The 20712-nt window shown below is 56.8% G+C and carries 19 protein-coding genes; 2 read left to right on the top strand and 17 right to left on the bottom strand.

The genetic code is table 11. The annotated features are described in order from the left end of the window. Positions 1-146: 146 nt before the first annotated feature. The 9 genes from QN062_RS07605 to QN062_RS07565 all read right to left on the bottom strand — a co-directional run bounded on the left by QN062_RS07605 (position 147) and on the right by QN062_RS07565 (position 9601). Positions 147-965 (bottom strand): amino acid ABC transporter permease, encoded by an 819-nt coding sequence (locus tag QN062_RS07605; protein WP_369341222.1) that lies wholly within the window; start codon positions 963-965, stop codon positions 147-149. Beyond that, entirely contained in the window at positions 956-1609 is a 654-nt protein-coding gene (locus QN062_RS07600) for an amino acid ABC transporter permease (RefSeq protein WP_369341221.1), read from the bottom strand. The genes QN062_RS07605 and QN062_RS07600 overlap by 10 nt, the downstream gene beginning before the upstream one ends. 222 nt (positions 1610-1831) lie before the next feature. After that, a complete protein-coding gene (locus QN062_RS07595) occupies positions 1832-2806 on the bottom strand; it encodes a glutamate ABC transporter substrate-binding protein (protein ID WP_369341220.1) in 975 nt (324 codons plus the stop codon). Between the two features lie 278 nt (positions 2807-3084). Beyond that, on the bottom strand, positions 3085-4830 hold the full coding sequence (locus QN062_RS07590; protein WP_369341219.1) for an ABC1 kinase family protein: 1746 nt from the start codon (positions 4828-4830) through the stop codon (positions 3085-3087). A gap of 38 nt (positions 4831-4868) precedes the next feature. Continuing rightward, positions 4869-5201, bottom strand: coding sequence for a phasin family protein (locus tag QN062_RS07585; protein ID WP_369341218.1), 333 nt, complete (start codon positions 5199-5201; stop codon positions 4869-4871). Positions 5202-5386: 185 nt separating this feature from the next. Further along, positions 5387-6136, bottom strand: a complete 750-nt coding sequence (locus QN062_RS07580) for a type 1 glutamine amidotransferase (RefSeq protein WP_369341217.1) — start codon at positions 6134-6136, stop codon at positions 5387-5389. A gap of 66 nt (positions 6137-6202) precedes the next feature. After that, positions 6203-7591 carry a MurT ligase domain-containing protein gene (locus QN062_RS07575; RefSeq protein ID WP_369341216.1) on the bottom strand — a complete coding sequence of 463 codons (1389 nt, stop codon included), beginning with the start codon at positions 7589-7591 and terminating at the stop codon, positions 6203-6205. A gap of 252 nt (positions 7592-7843) precedes the next feature. After that, positions 7844-9259 carry a replicative DNA helicase gene (gene dnaB, locus QN062_RS07570; RefSeq protein WP_369341215.1) on the bottom strand — a complete coding sequence of 472 codons (1416 nt, stop codon included), beginning with the start codon at positions 9257-9259 and terminating at the stop codon, positions 7844-7846. Between the two features lie 81 nt (positions 9260-9340). Beyond that, positions 9341-9601: a SemiSWEET family transporter gene (locus tag QN062_RS07565; protein WP_369341214.1), complete on the bottom strand. Its 261-nt coding sequence runs from the start codon at positions 9599-9601 to the stop codon at positions 9341-9343. 502 nt (positions 9602-10103) lie between these two features. Here QN062_RS07565 and QN062_RS07560 point away from each other — a divergent pair. Continuing rightward, positions 10104-11480, top strand: a complete 1377-nt coding sequence (locus QN062_RS07560; protein ID WP_394854701.1) for an MATE family efflux transporter — start codon at positions 10104-10106, stop codon at positions 11478-11480. 150 nt (positions 11481-11630) lie between these two features. Here the strand turns inward: QN062_RS07560 and QN062_RS07555 are convergent, their stop codons facing one another. The 5 genes from QN062_RS07555 to QN062_RS07535 form a co-directional block, all read right to left on the bottom strand. Continuing rightward, entirely contained in the window at positions 11631-13451 is a 1821-nt protein-coding gene (locus QN062_RS07555; RefSeq protein ID WP_369341213.1) for a protein-PII uridylyltransferase, read from the bottom strand. Between the two features lie 251 nt (positions 13452-13702). Next, entirely contained in the window at positions 13703-14041 is a 339-nt protein-coding gene (locus QN062_RS07550) for a P-II family nitrogen regulator (protein WP_369341212.1), read from the bottom strand. A 1-nt stretch (position 14042) separates the two neighbouring features. Next, positions 14043-15329: an ammonium transporter gene (locus QN062_RS07545; RefSeq protein ID WP_369341211.1), complete on the bottom strand. Its 1287-nt coding sequence runs from the start codon at positions 15327-15329 to the stop codon at positions 14043-14045. A 199-nt stretch (positions 15330-15528) separates the two neighbouring features. After that, positions 15529-16758: a signal recognition particle-docking protein FtsY gene (gene ftsY, locus QN062_RS07540; protein ID WP_369341210.1), complete on the bottom strand. Its 1230-nt coding sequence runs from the start codon at positions 16756-16758 to the stop codon at positions 15529-15531. Positions 16759-16794: 36 nt separating this feature from the next. Beyond that, positions 16795-17112 (bottom strand): hypothetical protein, encoded by a 318-nt coding sequence (locus QN062_RS07535; RefSeq protein ID WP_369341209.1) that lies wholly within the window; start codon positions 17110-17112, stop codon positions 16795-16797. A gap of 345 nt (positions 17113-17457) precedes the next feature. On the opposite strand from QN062_RS07535, the gene QN062_RS07530 reads away from it, so the two are divergent. Continuing rightward, positions 17458-18204, top strand: coding sequence for a TetR/AcrR family transcriptional regulator (locus QN062_RS07530; RefSeq protein WP_394854718.1), 747 nt, complete (start codon positions 17458-17460; stop codon positions 18202-18204). Positions 18205-18312: 108 nt separating this feature from the next. Here QN062_RS07530 and QN062_RS07525 read toward each other — a convergent pair whose 3' ends face one another. The 3 genes from QN062_RS07525 to QN062_RS07515 form a co-directional block, all read right to left on the bottom strand. After that, positions 18313-19563 (bottom strand): cysteine desulfurase family protein, encoded by a 1251-nt coding sequence (locus QN062_RS07525; protein ID WP_369341207.1) that lies wholly within the window; start codon positions 19561-19563, stop codon positions 18313-18315. Further along, on the bottom strand, positions 19563-20417 hold the full coding sequence (gene nadC, locus QN062_RS07520; protein WP_369341206.1) for a carboxylating nicotinate-nucleotide diphosphorylase: 855 nt from the start codon (positions 20415-20417) through the stop codon (positions 19563-19565). Before nadC ends, QN062_RS07525 begins: the two co-directional genes overlap by 1 nt. A 200-nt stretch (positions 20418-20617) precedes the next feature. After that, on the bottom strand, positions 20618-20710 hold the full coding sequence (locus tag QN062_RS07515; protein WP_369342576.1) for a hypothetical protein: 93 nt from the start codon (positions 20708-20710) through the stop codon (positions 20618-20620). Positions 20711-20712 lie beyond the last annotated feature (2 nt).

Raw genomic sequence — 20712 nt, 5'->3', positions numbered from 1 at the left:
GGAAAAGGGTAAAGCTCGGCGGGCGTTCAAGTTTTTGGCACTTGTCAAGGTATCTGCACGAATAATCGTTGCAATATGGAACGTGATACCGCGGAAAAACCGTCTTTATACTTGGACAAGTGCCAAAAACTTGAATGCCCGTTCGCTCAGATGTTGAATTTGACGCTCTGGCGGTGGGAAAGCCAGTTAGCGAACTTTGAAATGGCGTAATTCACCAGGATATAGATGATGGCGACCACAAGGTAGACCGGAACGAGCGAATCGAAGTTCGCGATGATCACCTTCGCGTTGACCATGAGCTCAGGATAGGTGACGACATAGCCGAAGGTGGTGTCCTTCACCACGACGACAAGCTGTGCCACCAATGCGGGAGTCACGATTCGCATCGTCTGAGGAAGGACGATGTATCGGAAGTTCTGTGCGCGGGTGAAGCCAAGCGACAGACCAGCCTCCTTCTGACCGAAAGGCACGGCAGCAACGCCTGCGCGATACACCTCGGCAAGCACGGCGGAGGCATATGCAGACGTTGGAATGACGACCATCCAATATGTGCTGATATGCAGCCCCAACTGCGATGGAACAAGGAACATGAAATATATGAACAGCAGCGTCGGTGTGCCGCGAAGAAACTCGATAAGCGTCGTTGCGAGCCAACGTACGGGTGCGATCTTGGAGTTCCTGCCAAACATCAGCACCAGACCCATGATGAGCGCGATGGCACCTGAACCGATTGCGGCCCGAATCGTTCCTACGAGGCCGGCGCCTATGAATTCCCATACATTGAGCTGCGTGAAGAAATACCAATACTGCGGCTCAAGCTGACCTTCGATATAGAAGCGGTACACAACCCAGGCGGCAAGGGCGAGCAGCGCAATGACGCTGATGGTCGTCCCTATCATGATTCTGCGGCGTGCCTTGGGGCCACTCGCCTCGAAGAGAGCCGCTTCCGTCCTGCTCATCGCCATGTTGCGTACCTCCTCTCAAGCCTGCGGCCTATGAATGCGATAATCAGCCCAGTCAGCACATAGAGGATCGATGCCACAAGGAAGGTCACGACTCCCATCGCCTCCTTGTTGTTGATCTCGGTGACCAGACCGGTCAATTCCTCGTGTGCCAGCGGCACGAGGGAACCCGTTGAAGAGCTGATGACCACAGAGATGAACAGGGTGACCATCGGCTGTATCACTGCAGTCAGAGCCTGTGGAAGTATGATCGACATCACGATGGTGCTGAAGTTCAATCCCAATGCACGGGCAGCCTGAATCTGCTCGGCGTCTATCGTATTGATGCCCGTGCGCAGATTGTCGCAGGTGAACGCGGACGAGACCAGAATCAAAGAAATGATGACGCAAGGCTCATAGTCGATGACCAGGCCCAGGTCGGGCAAGGCATAGACGATGAACACCAAAAGCGCCAGAACAGGTATGTTCCTGAATGTCTCGACATAGACGTTGATCGCCTCTCTCAGAGGCGGAATCGGGCTGATTCGACCAATCGTAAGCACCGTACCAAGCAGCAGACCCAGCACGAAGGCTATGCACGAGATGCGCAATGAGACGCCATAACTCGCAATGAACTGCCAACCATAGTCGCTTATCAGCTGCTTCACATGTCCTCCCAAACGAAACCATGCAGAGGCGCGCCCTGCACAAGATCATGAAACCAAGCTACCACTCGCAAGTTGCGGCCTTCGCATCGGATGTTAACCGCATTGCCGATGCTCACCACGCTCGCAGTCTGGACCGACAGGGCAACCCTCAATCCGTACAACGCAAAACGCTGCACCGCAATGTCAACCATGCAGTGCAGCGGTCTTGCGTCGCAGCAGTCCCTATTCGATCGTCGGCGCAGTCGGAACATCGGTGACACCCGTGCGGTCACCGATGGTGACCTTCCAGAGCTTTGCCCACGTTCCATCCGCTTCGATCTTCTTCAACCAGGCGTTCACGAACTTCGTGGCGTCAGAGCCCTTCGGCAATCCGATGCCATAAGGATCCTTATCGCCAAATGGCTTGCCGACGATCTTGAAGTCGTTCGGATTCTTCACCACATCGCCCAAAAGGAGGCTTTCATCGACGACATATGCATCGATGCGCCCCTGACGCAGGGCCTGGGTGATTTCCGCATCGGTCTGGAACTGCTCGACCGTTGCCTTGGGAGCGTTCTTCGCCACGATGTCAGCTCCGGTCGATCCTTCCTGAACGCCGACCTTCTTGCCGTTCAGATCCTTGACGCTGCTGATGTCGGTATTGCTCTTCTTCACCAGAATGCCAGTCTGAGAGACATAGTAAGGTCCGGCAAAGTCAACCTTTTCCTTGCGCTCACTGGTTATTGAATAGGTTGCAAACACGGAGTCGACCGTGCCGTTCTGCAAAACGCTCTCTCGTGTCGACGAGTCGACCACGGTAAGCTGCGTGTCGGCCTTTCCAATGATGTATTTGGCGAGCAGCTGGGAAAGACCTGCATCGAATCCACGAATCTTGTTGTCGCTTGTGGACTGCAGCGAGAACAGCGTCGAAGTCTTCGTGCCACCGACCTTCAGCACACCGGCCTTCTTGATGGCAGCCGCCCAGGTATTGGCCTCCACGGTTGAGGAATCTGCAGTCGCACCGGAATCGATGATCTTCGTATAGGCGCTGACATCGATGTCCGGATTCACGGAAGAGCTTGAGCTGCTTCCACTGGCCGTTGACGCAGTTGGCGCCTCGCCGCAACCGGCAAGCAACATCGAGGCGGCCGCGAGAACTGCGGCACCAGCAACGTATGCCTTGCGATAGGAACGCACGCGCTTCCCCATAAGTGACATAATCGATCTCCTTCTTCTAGATCCGTTCGGCAGGGCTGCGCGCATCGCCCAGTGCGATGTGCGTGCCCCACGTTCCGGCTCAATCACAGACTTCAATGTAACCGAAGAAAAGCGAAAATGTGTTACTTGGTCGATTATTTTTTCGACCAGCGTTATAGCAATCTTTTGTAGCCACTTAGAGAATGGCGGCATATAAGGGTTGGCGGCGCCCCTCTGCCGGTTTCAAAGCTCCTCGGAAACAGCCTCGAACAGGAAGGCGACACGCATGTCCTTGAAACTCACGCACGCGAAGCATGCTTGCGGACCGCACGATTCTTGCGGAAGATGTCAATGACTATCCATACGGACAGCACGAAGGCGACAACGTACCCCATGAGGCCGATCACTGGAATTCCAAGAATGACTGGCTTGATTCCGGCAAAGTACACGATCGACGAACCAACGTAGAGCCCGACCACGATGAGTGCCATGGTGATGCGGTTCACCATGTCAGAAAGCTGTTGGAGCGGCTGTTCCGAACCGACAAGCTCCATGTTGATCCGTAGCTGGCCACGGGAGAGCATGGTGGAGACGGTCTTTGCATCGGCGAGCGCCCCCAATACGCCATGCATGGCGTTGGCACTCTCCCTGCCCAATTGAACGGTCTCGTTCTTCAGGCTTTCGATGCCTCCGCGGGAGGCTGCGATGTGGCGCGAGATGATTTCGATGATGTTCACGTCGGGAAGAAACTCGTCAACGGTTCCCTCGAGCGTGACCAGTCCGCGAGCCACGGTCGTCACGGAGCTCGGGACGGCGATCGAATGCTTGCGGGCTAGCTGCATGATTGCATTGAAGAATTCGCCGATGTTCAGATCTGCAAGGTTGACCGTTCCATATTCGTCGATGACCGAATCCAGGTCAGCGAGCAGAATCGGATAGTCGTCCTTGACCTTGTCGGTGCTCGACGTGAATCGCAGCAGACCCCTTGCAAGTGCCGGCGAATCGCGCTTCGCCACAGCAAAGATCATCTCCCTGAGCGCGGAGCGCGAACTTTTGCCTATGCGTCCTGTCATCCCCAGGTCAATGAGAACGATGCGTCCGCCCTTGATAATGATGTTTCCTGGATGCGGATCTGCGTGGAAGAAGCCTTCGTCGAGAATCTGCGTGGCATAGTTGTCGACGAGCTTCTCGCCTATGTCGCTGAGGCTGTAGCCGGCCTCGATCAGCTCCTGCGGGTGTGAGACGGAAATGCCCTCGACGTAGTCCATCACGACCACATGCTGGGTGCAAAGCCTGATGTATGGGCTCGGACAGTCCATGTATGCATACGGTGCGCAAAAGCGACGAAAGTCGCTGAGATTGCGTGCCTCCATCAGAAAGTCGGTCTCGTCCTGGAAGGTATCCCACAGTTCCTCGACGACACCCCTCAGATCGAGTATCTGAGCGCTTTGCGTGAATCGTGTCGCGTAGCTGGCAAAGGTCCGCATGATTTCGACGTCCTGTGCCATCGTCTCCTTGACGCCTGGCCGCTGTACCTTGATCGCGACGTCCTCTCCTGTCAGCAGCCGTGCGCGATGCACCTGGGCAAGAGAAGCCGATCCAAGGGGCGTCGAATCGATCGAGGAGAAGATCGTATCGATCGGCCTTCCATACTCTTTCGTGAGGGTGTCGATGACCGTCTTGTACGGCATGGGATCGGCATCCGCCCGCAATTTCGAGAGTTCCTTACGAAACGCCTCGGGGAGTATCTCCGAACGCATCGAAAGAATCTGCCCCACCTTCACGAATGTGGGGCCAAGTGCCTCAAGCATCAAGCGCATGTTCATCGGGGTCACGCCGTGAACTATGTCGAACTTGCTCGTGATTCTGGCAATCTGAAACAGCCTGCGAAGCCGACCATGCCTGCCTGCGCGAAGGGTCTCCCCCTCCGCGCTGTCAGACAATCCGCCGAACAGACCGATTTTCTGCGTCCGAACCCGCTGCCGATTCCCCCCACCATCATTGGCTGAGTTGAATTCGGATGCGTCTGCATCGCCTGAGACCATTGATCTTTACCGCCCCTCACAGAGCCTTTTCCATGCACTCAGAGTGCATTGACGCCATTGCCAAGGTCACCATCCGAGTCGGCAGCCGAGTCGCTAGCCGAGTCATTGTCGGCCGTCTCGAATGGGGCACTGTCGGCCTCGTTCTTGGCATCGACGCGATCCGCCGCGGCCGAACGGGCATCCGAACCGGTATTCTCCTTGAAGGTGCGCTTGAGTTCCGTATTGAGCTGCTTACCCTGCTCGACCGTTATTTCCCCCTTGCGGGCAAGGTCATCGACGATCGCCTGGCCCTTTTCAATTCCAGAGGCCAATGCCCCGACGCCCGCGAGCAAGACCTTGCGAAGTCCGTCACCTAGATCCTGAGTAGCCATGACACTCTCCTTAGCTGTTGAAATCGTGTATCGCACGAGCAGACATGACAGGCAGGGCGGTACGGACAAGGCATATGCCCCGGTCCTGCGTGTCTGCGTTCATTCAACTCTACTCTGCCGCACGGGTTAATCCTGAGGTTTAACTGTGCGTATATCTTCAGAGTGACTCCAGGGGCGCGCTGCCTCTATCGAGGCCTGCGCATGGCGACCGCCCTGGCATGCTGGGCAAGGGTATCCAGACGCTTGAGCTCCGAAAGCGCCTTCTGCGTCGGCTGGGGATTGAAGCTGCCGTATCTGAGCTCAACCGCCTTCGCTATCAGAAAATCAGCTATGTCAGGGTTCTTGGGAAGCAGGGAGCCATGCATGTAGGTTCCTATGACGTTGTCGTTCATGGCCCCTTCGGTATGGTCGGAGCCATTGTTGCCCGTGTTGGGTGCGTCGACCTCTCCGAGAGGCTTGGTGCCCTCATGCAGAAAAGTCTGGCCGGAATGGTTCTCGTAGCCCACGACCGAACCGAATCGTTGCGAATGCTCGACCAGGTTGCCGATGAGCCGCAGCTTCTCGCCAATCGTATGAGCGCCGAGAACGCAGATGCCTGGAAGCCGGTCACCTTCGATGGGTTGAAAATATTCGCCGAACAGTTGATACAGGCCACAGATCATGAGCATGGGCACGCCCTGATGCGCCAGCCCGCGCAACAATTCCCCGCGCTTGCACAGATCGCGAATGATCTTGCGCTGGCCTTCGTCCTGACCGCCGCCGCCGAGAACCATGTCAACATGGTCCGGCCAGGAATCATCCTGATTGTAATGGTGAATCGTCGGCTCGTACCCGTACAGCCTCAGGCGGCGCTCGATCGTGAGAAGATTGCCCGAATCGCCGTAGATGTTCATGTCCTTCGGATACAGGGACACAATGTCAATTACCTCAGCCACAGTCTGCTGCCTCCCTTGCCATGGTCAGTGCCATGCGGTGTGAGTTCTGGACGCCTCATGCATGTCTTACAGACCTGCATCGGCAACCTTCGTAAGATGTGAGATCAAGGTTCGGACCTTCAGCATAGCCGTATATGTGCAGAAAATCCGTTTCGGCTGGCTTGGATTCACTGCCAGGAAAGCTTCGAGGGCTGTGGCCGGGTTCGTCTCGGTCGCTCCCACATGAACCTGGTCGTAATCCAGACGCAATGCCATGTCCCATGCACGCACGCCCGACACCACCGCCACCCCGGTCTGACGCAGAGTCGTGAACTCCACGTCCCAAAGCCAGCTCATATCACGGCCGTCGGCAAAATCGTCGTTGATGACGATCATCGTGTCATGGCCCGCTGGGTCGAACGATGCCAGCGCAAGGCGGAAGCCCATCGGGTTCTTCACCAGAACGAGCTCGACGGGAGTGCCGTGGAAATCGATCACCTCTCCGCGACCGAAGGCAGGGGTGACGTGCGACAGTGCCTTGAGCATCGCATGCGCGTCAGCCGCACTGGCCTTGCTGTCAGAGGGTGCGTTCCTGATCACCCTGCCTACGACGGTCAGCGCTGCGGCGGCATTGAAGAGGTTATAGACGCCCTCGAGCCTGACCGTGGTCTGCAGGGTCGCACCGTCCATCCTGAAGATCGCACCGTGGTCGACCAGACCGTCGAGTGTGACGTCCGCGGAAGGCTCGGGAGTCATCTGGTCCGGCTCAGCGAGAGTTGCCGCCTCTTCGGAGCCATGGGCATCGGTTTTATCATCATGCATACTGTCGTCATGCATGTTGTCGTAATGCATGTTGTCGTCATCAGGGAAATACTTGCGCATTGCCGGAGCGAGGCCGAAATATGCGCATTGAGTGCCAATGGGAATCTCGCGCGAAAGCGCCGATATCCGCGGGTCCTCACGATTCAGGACCACAGTGCCGGTCGTATGTCTCGCAACCTCGCCCAGCAGCTTGGCAGTGTTGTCGATTTCACCGAACCTATCAAGCTGATCGCGCATGACATTGAGCAGCAATGCATATTTCGGCTCGACCTGATGGACGAAATGCACCGCGTATGCCTCATCAAGCTCAAGGACCGCGATGTCGGCGTCAATCGCACCCTTCATGTCCACCTTGTCCAGAAGCGCGGAGACCACTCCTCGGGTGAAATTCGAGCCCGTCGGATTGGTGAAGACCCTCATGCCCAGCGATTCGAGAATCGATGCGACCATTCGCGTCGTCGTGGTCTTCCCGTTCGTCCCCGAAACCAGAACCACGCCCCCAGGCAGCTGCGCCAGGGTCCGAGCCAGAAAATCCGGATCACACGCCTCGATGACCTTGCCTGGCAGCGCGCTGCCGCCATGACGGGCCAGCCTCGAAAGTGCGCGGATGCCCTTTCCCAGTGCCGGGATCATGAACGCGTACCACGGTTCCATAGGCCTATCCTTGCTGATTGCTGAGGTCATTCAACACCACCACATACATTGCTCGAATCGTTGCAAACCAAATGCATCTCGTTTTCCCCACAAGCTCACACCTGCCTGATCGCGCAGCCGTCACGCCCGGCCATGCGGTGCATCGCCAAAGTCCTTCGCCGCCGTCCACCGCGGCATGCGATGCCCGCTTTGCGTTTCCACGCCATGATACACACCCAATGCACCAAAACGTGGGTTCCTGCCCTGACGCTGTCACACACCGTCCTGCTGATAGTCCTGCGGCATGTCCTTGAACTTCGATGTCGCACCGAGGAACGCGAGATGGAAGGTGTCGGTGGGACCATTTCGGTGCTTTGCCATGATGATGTCCGCCTCGCCCGGGCGATCCTCCTTATCGTAGAAATCAGGACGATGGACAAGGAACACGACATCCGCATCCTGTTCGATCGAGCCGGATTCACGCAGATCCGCCAGCATAGGCTTGCGGTCGTTCCTCATCTCCGGACCACGGTTCAGCTGACTCAAGGCGACGACGGGAAGATTGAGCTCCTTCGCAAGCAGCTTCAACGCCCTGGAAAACTCGGAAACCTCCTGCTGACGTGATTCGACTCGCTTGCCGGAGCTCATCAGCTGCAGGTAATCGATGACCACAAGCTTCAGATCGTTGGTCTGCTTCAGCCTGCGGCATTTCGCACGAATCTCCATCAGGCTCATGTTCGGCGAATCGTCGATGAACAAAGGCGACTGATCGAGCGTGCTCCAGAAACGATTCAACGTGTTCCAACGCTCGGGCGTTATGTCGTCGGCACGTCGCAGAGCCACCAGGGGAATGTTCGTCTCTGCCGAGATGATGCGCTGCGCCAGCTCGGTCTTGCTCATTTCCAGAGAGAATATGACGGTCGCCATATCGTGATGCAGTGCGGCCGACCTTGCAAAGTCGACGCCCAAGGTCGACTTTCCCATTGCAGGTCGCCCGGCAACGACCACCATCTGGCCTGGCTGCAGGCCTTGCGTCACATCGTCCATGTCGCGGAAACCGGTCGGCACGCCGCGCTGCAGGTCCCCGTTCTGAAGCTTGTCGAGCTGATCGAGGGCATCGTGGACCACCGGGCCTATCGCAGAGTAGTCCTGACGGACCTTTCCGACGCTCATCTCGTAGACTTCGGACTGGGCGAGATTGACGATGTCCTCCGCCTGCGAGCCCTCGGCCGAATATCCAAGCTGGGCGATTTTCGTCCCAGCAGTGATCACGTTGCGCAGGATCGCCCTCTGATGCACGATTTCGGCATAGTATGTCGCGTTCGCAGCGGTCGGAACCGATGCGACCAGCGAGTGAAGGTAGTCAGTGCCACCAACCTTGTCGAGGTTGCCATCCTTGAGCAGCTGATTCGCCACAAGAACGGCATCGACAGGCTGGGAAGTCGAGAACAGGGATATGACAGCCTCATAGATGGTCTGGTGCTTCGGCTGATAGAAATCAGAGACGTCGATCAGCTGACTCACTTCGCCAATGGCATCCTTGCTCATCAGCATGCCGCCCAGAACTGCCATTTCCGCCTCGTCGTCGTGAGGTGGAACGCGATCGAAGAGTGCATCGCCCGAAGGCAGGCTGGCAGTGGTCCTTGAATCGTTTTTACGTGATGAAGGAGAGAAATCAGAGGAACTCATATCGATGATTCTACGATTCCCCCTTGTCAGCACTCACCACATGGCACGCTGACAATATGAGACGATCAGAGCGCGAGTGGACTAGAGCGCGGTGAAGAAGGCGATCAGGCCAAAGAGTATTCCAGGAGCGTTCGCAATGGCGATCGGAAAATCCTTGGGCTTCTTGAGCAAGGCATAGGTTACCCAAAGAGTGCAGTTGAAAGCCGCGACAAGCGGCTGAATGGGGCTTCCCTTGTCTCCTGCGAGGTTGTTGGCAATCTGCGGAATATACGAGACATACATCAGTATTGCGGTTATCGTTGCCACCCAGCTGAGGTAGTGGAAGAATTTGTCAGTGTTCATATGTCCCCTTTCACCCGTTGCCTCATTCGATGAGCAACATGATGATTCCCTAATAAATTACATGAATGAACGGACGGTTTGAATTCAAGCCTTATCTGAACGAATTCATCGACAATATCACTGACGTTCACCACCCAATAACCCGATGTGGATAACAAAATAAGTTATCCACAATTTAGGCGTGTTTAAGGGGATAATTCACAAAGTTATCCACATGATGGGGACAACTTTGTGGACAGACGGGGGATAAACCGCTTCTGGGCGTTGCCTGCTTCTCTTTTTCTCCCCGCCATGCTATGCAATCTCATTCGAGCATGTGGCGGTGCGCGCAGGCCTGCGCATCACCGTTGCCATCCATACGGAGCCGATCCTGTTCGACACTTCGAGAAACCCAGACTGATTTTGCCTCGACGCCTTGCCATTTCAACGATTTCGGCATTTTATACTTGCATAGGCGCACAATGATCATGAACGTGGATGACTGAGCTGACAAGGGGAAGCGATGCGAGAAAGCCCAGAGAACAAGGACATGTCTGCCATGCAGCGACGTTCGACGCTGCTGCATATAGCGACTCTTGCAATCCCGACCTTTGGGCAGCTGATCGCCGAACCGGCATTCATATTGATAGATACGGCGGTCATAGGCCACGTCGGCGAATCCGCTCTCGCTGGTCTGTCAATCGGTTCCACCATCATCCTCACCACGGTCGGACTATGCGTGTTCCTGGCATATGGAACGACCTCTCAGGTGGCTAGGCTGATCGGAGCAGGCAGAAGGCGCGAAGGCCTCGAAGCGGGAGTGGACGGCATGTGGCTTGCGCTCATCGTCGGTGTGATCGTCTCGATTGCGATCTTTCTGTTCAGCCGCCAGATATGTTCCTTCATGGGCGCAGAGGGCGAGGTCCTGGATCAGGCTGAGACCTATGTGAATGCCATCGTATTCGGGCTGCCCGGCATGCTGCTCGTTTACGCCGCCAATGGGATTTTCCGTGGTCTTCAGAAGGTTCGCATCACGCTGATCGCGGCGATTACCGGTGCAGTCATCAATACGATTCTCGACATATTGTTCGTGATCGTACTGCATTGGGGCATCCTTGGATCGGGCATCGCAACGCTGATCGCACAATGGGTCATGTGCATCATGCTCATCGCACCTGCGGCCGTGTGGGTCTTCAAGGAGGGAGCCAGCTGGATGCCCCGCGTATCCGGCATTGCATCGAGTGCAAGCGATGGGCTGCCCCTGTTCATACGGACACTGGCCTTGCGCGCATCGCTGTTCATGACGGTTGTCGCCGCGGCAAGAATGGGCCAGCAGGTGCTGGCCGCATATCAGGGCGTCAGTGCCACATGGAACTTCGCCCTGAACGTATTGGATGCAATCGGCATTTCTGGACAATCCCTTGTCGCCACGGCACTGGGAGCAGGGAACCGTCGGGAAACCCGTCGCATGGTCCGCGCCTCCGGTGCCGCCGGACTGTGGATGGGAGTCGCTTCCGGCTGCGTCATGGCGATCATCGGCTTCACTGCAGCCGGCATGTTCAGCCCGGATTCGCACATTCAGCATCTGATCACTGTCGGCATGGTCGTGCAGGCCGTCTTTCTACCCCTGTGTGGATGGATGTGGGCGCTCGACGGCATTCTCATCGGCGCCGAGGACTATCGATATCTGGCCGCGACCTGCACGCTCACATCGGTCATCTACGTCCTCGCCCTGTGGGGCTTGACATCGCTGGAATGGCGCAGCGACGTATGGCGAATCGCCATGCTATGGGCGGCAATCAATGTCTTCTTCATCGGGATCCGAGCCATAAGCAATGGAATCCGGGCCCGCGGGGATGCATGGATAGACCATGCGCTCGTCGGAGTGACATCCAGATAGTCTCAGGACCGCAACGCGGCGATACCATCGGTGCCTATCGCCGTGCTCTTGCCATCGGCCTGCACACCAGAGTGCCACAGCATGCAGCTGACGCATTGGAATGGCAGGCAGCCGTCGGAGCCGTGAGGCACCTTCCATCCATGGCATGAATCAGACCCGCGGATGGGCAATGGCCTCTCGCACCGCCTGATACATATTCTCGACGATTGATGCGCGCCACGCCGACCAGCCGTATCTCTTCGTGATTGCCTCACTTGCCGTCGCGCCCAGCGACGACCCATCCGCCTTCGTGAGGTCGTAGAGCATATCCAGAAGCACCGGATCGCGGCGGACTCGATTCGCAAGGTCCTCGACCACGGCGGCATCGTGGGGACTCTTCGATGTCGCATACTGCGATAGCGTCAGATGTTCACGAACGAGCAGCGTCGCCATGTCGACGATGCCCTGAGGATAGCCGATTCGGCTGAGGATGATGGGCACATGCCGCGCACCCTCGATGGAATGGTCCAGTATGCCCTGACGCTTGCCGATATCGTGGAAGATCCCGGCGAGCAGCAAGGCGGCATAATGCTCATCGTCATAGCGCCCTCCGCTGTGGGTCTGCCTTCCAAGCCGTGAAGCCACCTCGACCATATGACGATCAATGGTGTATCGGTGGGCGTCAGAGGCGCTTGGACGGTTGCGAACGCCTAGCCACTCAGGGACGAGTCGACCTGGAATGTCAACGTAATCGATCTCTTCCCATATGCGCATAAGCGTTGGGCCGGATGCAAGGAGCCGCACGAAGAGCTCCCGCTCCTCGTCGGTCCAGGCGTGATCCTGGATCGGAGACCTGCGAAGATTCAGCAGCGTCGCCACGGCGATTGGAAGGTCGAACTCGGCAGCCGCGACTGCGACGCGCAGGGCGACCGAACGATCCCGAACCGGGTTCTCACCGATTGCCAGAACGATTTCCTGTTCATGCCTGGCGACTCCGTGCGCGACGACATCGAATCGTGGAGCGCCTCTCCTGCCCCGAAAGAAGGTGAATCGCGGCTTTTCGTGGATCATCGAGTGCTGGGCGTTCGAAGAGGTCATGTCAAGCGAGAAGGCAATGCGGCGTCCAAGTGCGGCAAGCAGCGTCTGCAGGTCATCGATGGCGACGATGTCCCGAGACTCCTCCGGAAGCGTCGGATCAGTCAGGCCCAGCATCTGGGCCACCTTCGGCTGATATTGATGGAGCAGCATGTCGGTATCCCGCCTGGCAACCAGATGAATGCTGTCTCGAACGTCAAGCAGCCTTTCGACCGCGGCATCATATCTTCCATGCGGCCGATCGGCAAGCCACGATGCGGTGAGCGCGGAGACCAGGATGGTGTCCCTCAATCCACCGCGCGTCTCCTTGATATCAGGCTGGTTGATATATGCCAGGCGCCCGAACCTGTCAAGGCGGGTGGCGGCCGACTCGATGAGCTCTGGCAGACGCTTTCTCGCAGCCTTTCTCCAACGATCGAGAATCGAAGATGCTATGTCGGTGATGAGTTCGGAATCGCCTGCAACCGGAATCACGTTCAACCATCCCATGGCCGCTGGAAGATCATGGTCCGTCACTGATTCACACTGCGCCCGCGTTCTTACCGAATGATCGAGGTCCAGACCCGAGTCCCACAGCGGATACCACAGCTTGTCGGCCAGCTGTGAAATCTGTCCATCGTTTAAGGCATGGGTGTCAACGATCAAGACCAGATCGAGATCGGAGCATGGTCCGAGCTGCTTCCTGGCAAGTGATCCGACCGCCGCAAGTCCAACACCGCTCTCGGGTATCTCGAAAGGCATTTCCTCTGTGGCCTGTTCCCACAAGGAATGCAGAGCACCGAGCACAAATTCGGATCGTTCGCCACGTTTTTTGCTGCCCTGTCGATATACGCCATCGGAGTCAGGCTGGCTCATCGAAACGAGCTTGTCATGGAGACCTTGAACCGCGGTAATCATGAAAATTCATCCCTCACCATGTAGTTGTCCCGAAAAATCTCGGTATCACAACGCGAGATCTTGAGTTTTGCGACCTTTTCAAGGTACAAGACCTATATATCGTTGAAATGACGATGCCATTAAGCCAAAAATTTGCTTGCATACTTTCGGATTGCCGCAAAACTCGCGATCTCAAAAAAACGAATCCCCACACAAGACCATGTATGGGGATTCGTTCGATTGTGAGCTGAAATGTGCTCATTGCGTCGCTATCATATGGCTGCGGAGCCAGTCTCGCCGGTACGAACCCGTGTCACCGATTCGAGAGCCGAAACCCAGACCTTGCCATCGCCGATGGTGCCGGTCGCCGCCGCCTTGACGATGACGTCCACAAGCGTCTCCGCATCAGCGTCGTCCGCGATGACCTCGATACGCACCTTTGGAATGAGATCGACCGTATATTCCGCACCGCGATAGATCTCGGTGTGTCCTCGCTGACGGCCGTATCCGTTGGCCTCCGAAACAGTAAGACCATGGACCCCAGAAGCAGACAATGCCTCTTTCACGTCATCAAGCTTATGTGGCTGAATGATTCCTGTTATAAGCTTCATCTCACTTCACCTCCTTGAGTATCGAGCTGGCAGTCCCAGCGAAATCGTAGGCACGCTCGCCCTGATCAGCCAAGTCGACACCGCTGACTTCCTGGGCTTCGGTAACGCGCCATCCAATGGTCTTCTCGAGAGCGAAGGCGATGATCGCCGTAACGACTGCGGAGAAGATGATCGCAACCAATGCGATCACAATCTGAACGAGCAGCTGCTTGAAGTCGCCACCCGCGAACAAACCCGTGCCTTCGCCGAAGAAGCCGATAAGGACGGTTCCCGTGACGCCACCTACACCGTGCACGCCGACGACGTCGAGCGAGTCATCGTAGCCGAACTTGAACTTGAGTCCGCATGCGAAGCAGCAGACGATGCCTGCGATGAGTCCGAGGACCATGGCCCAGAACGGTGATACCACATCAGCGGCAGGAGTGATGGCGACCAAGCCTGCGACCATGCCCGACGCCGCGCCAATTGCCGTGTAGTGCCCCGAACGAATCTTTTCCGTGAAGAGCCAGCCCAAGGTTGCGGCGGATGTCGCCGCCGTCGTGGAGACCCAGGCATAGCCCGCGGTGCCATTCGCACCGAATGCGGAACCTGCATTGAATCCAAACCAGCCAAACCACAGGAGGAATGCGCCAAGCATGACGAATGGGACGTTGTGGGGACGGAATGGCTCCTTGGCGAAGCCCTTGCGCTTGCCAATGATAAGGACGATGACCAGAGCCGCTATTGCAGCATTGATATGGACAACGGTGCCGCCTGCGAAATCGTGGGCATGCGCACCGATCGCCTGTGAGATCGCGCCATCTGGAGAAAGCAGACCGCCATTCCAGACCATGTGCGCCATCGGTGCATAGTCGAATGTGATCCATAGGGCGACGAATATCATCCAGGTGCTGAACTTTATGCGCTCTGCAAGAGCACCGGAAATCAGGGCCACGGTAATCATTGCGAACGTTACCTGGAAGGCGACGTCAATGCTCGGTGGGTACGAGGCTCCCTTGGTGCTCACCGATCCAAAGACGCCGTCCGTCGAGACCATCGTATCCTTAAGCAGGAACCCGGTGGCAGGGTCGCCAAAAATCCCACCGATGTCAGTACCTGCATATGCAATCGACCAACCCCATAGGGTCCATACGATTCCGGTAACCGCCAATGCGCCTACCGAGAGCATGAGCATGTTCAGAATTGCCTTTGCGCGGACCATACCTCCATAGAAGAACGCCACTGCTGGCGTCATGAGGAATACAAAGGACGCGGACGTTAACATCCATGCTGCGTTTCCAGTGTCCATATCTACCTCCCTCTCATATTTCTTTCTCCCTGCCTACCAAGACCGAGAACCGATGTCGAGTGAACCCGACCTGTAACAATGGTAGCGACCTCTTCTTAGAGACCAACGATTGCAATACAACGTGCAACGGATTTCGGTCAGAGTCACTCAGCGTTACGACAATGTAACAAAATTAAACATCCTGCAACATTGGGTTCATTCAACTGCTTGCAAGGATACCTTCAACAAACGCGGGCGGGTCGAAAACGGTCAGGTCGTCGGGACCTTCGCCCAATCCGACAAGCTTCACAGGAACTCCGAGCTCCTGTTGCACCGAGATGACGATGCCTCCCTTCGCCGAGCCATCGAGCTTGGTCAATACTATGCCGGTGATTCCGATGGCCTCAGCGAACACCTTCGCCTGAGCCATGCCATTCTGGCCTGTCGTCGCATCCAATACAAGCAGTACTTCATCGACCTTCGCCGTCTTCTCCACGACTCGACGGATCTTACCCAGCTCCTGCATCAGATTGGCCTTGTTCTGGAGACGACCTGCAGTGTCGACCACAAGCACGTCGACATTCTTGTCCTGCGCCTCGTGCGCGGCTTCGAAGGCCACCGACGCCGGATCCGCACCGTCCTGGTCGCTGCGAATCACACTCACTCCGACACGGTTGCCCCATGTCTCAAGCTGGTCCGCGGCGGCGGCTCGGAAGGTATCCGCGGCGGCCATCATCACCGACTTGCCCTCGGCGACGAAAAGCCGTGCAAGCTTCCCGGCGGTCGTCGTCTTTCCGGTTCCGTTGACGCCCACCATGATGATCACGGATGGCTTTGGCGCATCAGATCGCTGCATCTCGGCTCGCTCAGCGAAAAGCGTACGATCCATCCCTGCGTCGACTATTGCAAGCAGACGATTTCTGAGCATTTCACGCACGGCCGCATGATCGGCCTCACCCTGCACGCGCACATCGGATTTCAGCTGCTCGACAAGGTGAGCGCTCGTTTCGGCACCGACATCGGCCAGCAGCAGCGTGTCCTCGACATCCTCCCAATCGCCTTCGGTCAGATGACTCTTGGAAAGAATGGTGAGCAGCGCCTTGCCAAGCGGATTTGCGCTTTTCGAAAGTCTCGCTCTGAGGCGCACGAGCCTCGACGACGATGACTCAGGAGCCTGAAGCGGCGAGGATGGTCGTGTGTCTTGACCTGCCGTTGGTATCGACGACGCTGGAACGGTCTCTGTCTCCGATTGAGATGCGGTCAAAACCACCGCATGCTCAACATCCGGCGAAGTGCCCTGCGTCCCAGCCTCGGTTTCACGTGAAACACCTGATGCGCTCGCGCCACGCCGTCTGACTCCGGCGCGTCTGATGATCAGCGCTGCAACGACGACTGCGATAAGCAGTATCGCCAGCCCGATGACAATGTAAATTACTGAAGTTGTATCCATACCGTTCACCCTAAAAATGGAGAGGGACAGACTTCCTCACTGGCCTTCGGCCGTGGAACCGCCGCGGTCATCCTGCGGCGAATGCGTGCCGGACAAGCCCTGGTTCGTGTCGTCCTTCAACGAGGAAGGTTCGTCGGAATCGCTCTGGAACAGCGCATGCACCTCGACAACCGAGTCGTTGTTGACATATACCGGATTCTCAGATGTCTCTTCAAGAATGCTGCGTGCACCCGAAGCAGGATGCGCGTGGACCTTGGGCTGGAACGACGGCGCGGTGCCTGCGACGCGCGGATCGTGGCGCTTGCGCTTGATGTCCCAGCCTTCGCGCGCATGCTCGTCTATGTCAGCGGTCACCCGAACCATTCCTTGATTCCCGCGAGCGAGCCACAGCACCACAATTACCAGAACTGCAAGTACTAGCAGCCAAATGAGAATTACCCAAACCATAGTGTTCATTCTGCCAGTTTCCGCTCAATTCTCCAACAACGAACGGCACTCCTCCTTGTTCCTTACACCTGAGGACCGGTTTTTGCCCAAGCATCACTGCGCTGCAGCATTGCCGCAGGCGAATGCGGGCGCAGGAAACGATCGAGGCAAAGCGCGTTCATCGTCAGCTTCCGATGTGTGCCATCTCTGAGCATAGTATCCCGTGTGGCTAGCACGCGTGCGACACTAGGAAGCATGAGCGGGACTACAAGGATGACTTCTTTTCAGCGCCGGGAGCAGCTTCTGGCCATCGGCAGGTCGTTATTCGCAGAACATGGCTTCGAGTCGACGAGCGTCGAGGAAATAGCTTCGAAGGCCAAGGTGAGCAAGCCGATAGTGTACGAGCATTTCGGCGGCAAGGAGGGCCTGTATGCCGTTGTTGTGGATAGAGAGATGCAATCCCTGACGAATGCGTTGACAGAGGCTCTGAGCGATGCCGAGGGCCATCCACGTCAGATCGTCGAGAAGACCGCGCTGGCTCTGCTCACCTATATAGAGGAGCACACCGAGGGATTCAAGATTCTTGCACGCGACTCCCCTACAACCGACCCTGCCAGTTCCTTCAGCTCGCTGCTGGGAGAGGTGAGCATGCGTGTCGAGGAAATTCTGAGCGAGCAGTTTCATCGTCGCAGGATATCCACGAAAGGCAGTCCGTTCTATGCCCAGATGCTGGTTGGGCTCACCGTGTTCACTGGGCAGTACTGGGCCGATAGCCGCAAGGCAAGCAAGGAGCAGCTTGCCGCTTATATCGTCAATCTTGCATGGAATGGCCTATCCCGTCTGGAATCAAAACCGACGCTTCGATATGTGGGCAAGCACGCAAAGTCTCCACGATCCAAGAAGGATGATGACAGGCTCGACTCCGATAAGGGCCCACAAAGAATCCTCGAAGACGTGAATGAATCTCCAGATGATGACGCCTTGGAATCCGAGCATCCGAACGATGACGACAAGAGCTGAACGCCATGCAGTCCATGGATTGACGACGGCGCTTCCTGAAGACCGTCACGGAACCGGAATCAAGACCGAGACCTGAGCTCATTCGGGAAGGACCACCGGCTGGATCGGCTACCCTGCGAGCCTATGGTAGGAGGAATCCAGCACATGAACGATTCTCCGTATCTGTCCTGGTTCCAATGGTGTCTGGAATGTCATCCTGATCGATGTCTTCGCGGTCTGCTCGTCATATCCCATTGCCATCAAGGTGCGCGGTGCCACGTCGCGTGCATCGGAGCATGCCGATCCGCTGGAGCACATGATTCCTGCCGTGTCCAAATCCACGAGGAGTGCCTCGCCCAAGACACGGGGAAAGACGAAGGACGCATGGCCCGGAAGTCGCTGCGAAGGCTCTCGGGCACCGGTCAGCCGGGCCTCGGGGATGGCTTCGAGAACCGCCGAGATGAGCATGTCGCGCGATTCCGCGATCTGTTCGCCAACGGATCTCATGCGCTGCACAGATTCGTGAAGCGCGACCGCCATGCCGACGGCTCCTGCGACGTCCTGAGTCCCTGAACGGCGGCCTGACTCCTGCCCTCCACCCGAGATAAGGGGTTCATATGGCGCTGCCGAACGCAGGATAAGAGCTCCCATGCCCTTCGGAGTGCCGAATTTATGACCGGAAACACTCATTGCATCAGCGCCAAGGGAAGCCATGTCTATGGGAACATGGCCGGCGGCCTGAACGGCGTCGGTATGCATCAAGGCACCATTGAGATGGGCTATTCGCGCAAGCTCCGAAATTGGCTGCATCGTTCCCACTTCGTTGTTGGCCAAGGCGACACTCACCAATGCGGTGCGATGTGAAACGATCGTCTCATATGCTTCCACATCAACCCGTCCAGACGAGTCGACAGGCAGCGCATCGATCTGGAAACCGAAATACCGAGACATCCACTGTGCGGACTCCATTATGGCAGGATGCTCGATGGCAGAGATTGCAATGTGATTTCGTCGGGTGCGGTCGCCTCTAGGAGTGGCTGTGTCGCCATCGGAGATCTGCGCAGAGCGCAGAGCCATGGCCATGCCTTTGATCGCCAAGTTATCCGACTCCGTGCCACCCGATGTGAAAATCACTTCATGAGCTGGCGCACCCAAGTCGCTTGCGAATATCCTTCTTGCATTCTCCAGAGATTCGGCAGCTGACTTCCCATAGGCATGGACGCTTGAAGGATTCGCATAATCGCTCAGCCAGAATGGGAGCATCGCCTTGATGACGCTTGGCGACACAGCCACGGTCGAGGCGGCATCCAGATACATGGCCTCATCTGCAGCATATGAATCATGAGCATCCGACGCCTCCCAGGACGCATTCCCTGCCATCAATCCGCCCAATCCAGACCTAGGTCGATTCCCTTGACGCTGTGGGTGAGCGATCCTATGGAAATCGTGTCGATTCCTGAATCCGCAATCGAACGAACCTTCTCCAGCGTCATGTTGCCACTCGCCTCGACCTCTGCCCTATGATCGATCTGTCTCACTGCAGCGACGGTGTCCTCAGGCGAGAAATTGTCAAGCATGATGACATCCGGATGCCCTGACAGGACTTCCTCGATCTGGGTAGGATCATCAACCTCTACCTCGACGACGACAGGACTTCCATCGATGCGTATGGTTCGGGCATGAGCGATTGCCCGCGAAACAGGCACCCCGAGGGCACGCAGAACGGCCAGATGGTTGTCCTTCATCATCACGGCGTCCGACAGACCATTGCGATGGTTGACACCACCGCCGCAGGTCACCGCATAGCGTTGCACGGCCCGAAGTCCAGGCAGCGTCTTGCGCGTATCCTTTATGGCTATGTTCCTGCCTTCCACCTCGCGGACGAATGCCGCAGTCGCCGTCGCTATGCCCGTCATATGCTGCACGATGTTCAGTGCGACGCGCTCGCTTCTCAGAATCGCCCGCATGGGACCGCACACCCTTGCAAGTCTCTCGCCAGAATCGAACTTCCGGCCGTCCGCTATGAATCGCTCGACCGTCACCTGCGGATTGATGTATCCGAATGCCTGCGCGAATATGTCAATCCCACTGATGACGCCTTCCTGCCTGGCAACGAGATCCGCCTCACCAATGAAGTCTTCTGGAATGACCTGGCTCGAACTTATGTCCCCTTGGGGCGAGTCCTCTTGAAATGCTCTTTGCAGAAGTTCCTGAACAATTGTTTGGTTCAACATCACAGCTTCCTTATCTATATGGACGCACGGGGTCAATCGGCAGTCGTCCTGACCTGATGGAGACAGGGCGCAGCTGTTGCGGTTGGATGAACATGCATTCCTGGACCACGAGTCAGGACCTGACGTTTCTGCAATCGGATCCTTTCTCTTTCGCACACTCCCCCGAACCGTTATCAAGCATGTCTCAATGCTGTCTTCATTCACTCTCTGGCATGCGCGCCGAGCGACTCTGGCCGGTTCAGGGCCGCTTTTGCGATGAGATACCCCACAGTCACCAGATTGCGATTTTCCATGA

It is taken from the genome of Bifidobacterium sp. WK012_4_13 (assembly GCF_041080835.1).
Lineage (GTDB): Bacteria > Actinomycetota > Actinomycetes > Actinomycetales > Bifidobacteriaceae > Bombiscardovia > Bombiscardovia fermentum.
The sequence above is the reverse complement of the archived record's forward strand: the minus strand, read 5'-3'. Positions and strand labels throughout refer to the sequence as shown.

What these genes read in the sequence shown, in the direction of transcription:
- QN062_RS07595 (WP_369341220.1), bottom strand. Translation starts at nt 2,806, where the DNA reads ATGTCACTTATGGGGAAGCGCGTGCGTTCCTATCGCAAGGCATACGTT.
- QN062_RS07525 (WP_369341207.1), bottom strand. Translation starts at nt 19,563, where the DNA reads ATGGCAGGGAATGCGTCCTGGGAGGCGTCGGATGCTCATGATTCATAT.
- dnaB (WP_369341215.1), bottom strand. Translation starts at nt 9,259, where the DNA reads ATGAGTTCCTCTGATTTCTCTCCTTCATCACGTAAAAACGATTCAAGG.
- QN062_RS07545 (WP_369341211.1), bottom strand. Translation starts at nt 15,329, where the DNA reads ATGGACACTGGAAACGCAGCATGGATGTTAACGTCCGCGTCCTTTGTA.
- QN062_RS07575 (WP_369341216.1), bottom strand. Translation starts at nt 7,591, where the DNA reads ATGGAACCGTGGTACGCGTTCATGATCCCGGCACTGGGAAAGGGCATC.
- QN062_RS07565 (WP_369341214.1), bottom strand. Translation starts at nt 9,601, where the DNA reads ATGAACACTGACAAATTCTTCCACTACCTCAGCTGGGTGGCAACGATA.
- QN062_RS07515 (WP_369342576.1), bottom strand. Translation starts at nt 20,710, where the DNA reads ATGGAAAATCGCAATCTGGTGACTGTGGGGTATCTCATCGCAAAAGCG.
- QN062_RS07550 (WP_369341212.1), bottom strand. Translation starts at nt 14,041, where the DNA reads ATGAAGCTTATAACAGGAATCATTCAGCCACATAAGCTTGATGACGTG.
- QN062_RS07560 (WP_394854701.1), top strand. Translation starts at nt 10,104, where the DNA reads ATGCGAGAAAGCCCAGAGAACAAGGACATGTCTGCCATGCAGCGACGT.
- nadC (WP_369341206.1), bottom strand. Translation starts at nt 20,417, where the DNA reads ATGTTGAACCAAACAATTGTTCAGGAACTTCTGCAAAGAGCATTTCAA.
- QN062_RS07555 (WP_369341213.1), bottom strand. Translation starts at nt 13,451, where the DNA reads ATGATTACCGCGGTTCAAGGTCTCCATGACAAGCTCGTTTCGATGAGC.
- QN062_RS07585 (WP_369341218.1), bottom strand. Translation starts at nt 5,201, where the DNA reads ATGGCTACTCAGGATCTAGGTGACGGACTTCGCAAGGTCTTGCTCGCG.
- QN062_RS07590 (WP_369341219.1), bottom strand. Translation starts at nt 4,830, where the DNA reads ATGGTCTCAGGCGATGCAGACGCATCCGAATTCAACTCAGCCAATGAT.
- QN062_RS07605 (WP_369341222.1), bottom strand. Translation starts at nt 965, where the DNA reads ATGGCGATGAGCAGGACGGAAGCGGCTCTCTTCGAGGCGAGTGGCCCC.
- QN062_RS07530 (WP_394854718.1), top strand. Translation starts at nt 17,458, where the DNA reads ATGACTTCTTTTCAGCGCCGGGAGCAGCTTCTGGCCATCGGCAGGTCG.
- ftsY (WP_369341210.1), bottom strand. Translation starts at nt 16,758, where the DNA reads ATGGATACAACTTCAGTAATTTACATTGTCATCGGGCTGGCGATACTG.